At 61.5% G+C, this 992-nt stretch carries 1 protein-coding gene; it reads left to right on the top strand.

Annotated features, from left to right (window positions below):
* The coding region (locus IVA82_RS47055; protein ID WP_247493977.1) for an IS630 family transposase at window positions 1-852 on the top strand (852 nt) is incomplete at its 5' end.
* Window positions 853-992 lie beyond the last annotated feature (140 nt).

Raw genomic sequence — 992 nt, 5'->3', positions numbered from 1 at the left:
CAGCGCTGCGTTGAGCGGGCGGTCGCTTATGGCGCGCTGGCGGCACTCGACGACCGACCACGGCCGGGCAAGGAGCCGGTGATCACGCCGGAGGCCAAGGCCTGGCTGGTGTCTTTGGCGTGCGACAAGGCCAAGGAGCACGGCTATCCGCACGAGCTGTGGACGACGCGGCTGCTGGCGCGCCATGCGCGCGAGCACGGGCCGGCGGCCGGACATCCATCTCTCGCCCGTCTGGTTCAGGGCACGGTGTGCAAGCTTCTTGGCCAGGAGGAAATCAAGCCGCATAAGGTGCGCTACTATCTGGAACGTCGTGACGGCGAGTTCGAGCAGAAGATGGCGGAGGTCCTGTGTGTCTATCGCGAGGTCCAGATCCTGAAAAAGGCCGCAGCCAAGCCGAAGAAATCAAAGAAGCCGGTCACGATCGTCTCTTACGACGAGAAGCCGGGGATCCAGGCCATCGCGACGACGGCACCGGATTTGCCACCAGTGCCGGGCGTTCATCCTGCTTTTGCGCGCGACCATGAGTATAAGCGTCATGGCACGCTCAGCCTGTTGGCTGGGATCGATCTACTCACCGGGAAGGTCCACGCGCTCGTCAGGGACCGCCACCGCAGCCGCGAGTTTATCGAATTCCTCAAGCTTCTCGATGCCGCCTATCCGGCCGGCACCGCGATCAAGCTGATCCTCGACAATCATTCCGCGCACATCTCGAAAGAAACCAGAACCTGGCTCGAAACACGACGACCAGGGCGCTTCGAGTTTACGTTCACGCCCAAACACGGCTCTTGGCTCAACCTCATCGAGGGCTTCTTCTCCAAGTTCGCCGGTCTGTCTTGCGCCACATCCGCGTGACCTCAAAACACGAGCTTAAGGAGCGCATCATGGCCGGCATCGACGACGTCAATCGCCACCCGGTTGTCCACACTTGGTCCTACCGACTCGCCGAGGCTGCCTGATATGATTCGAACCACGAAAACGCTGACCTAGATCTC

The sequence above is a fragment of the Bradyrhizobium sp. 142 genome (assembly GCF_023074015.1).
Classification (GTDB): domain Bacteria; phylum Pseudomonadota; class Alphaproteobacteria; order Rhizobiales; family Xanthobacteraceae; genus Bradyrhizobium.
The sequence above is the reverse complement of the archived record's forward strand: the minus strand, read 5'-3'. Positions and strand labels throughout refer to the sequence as shown.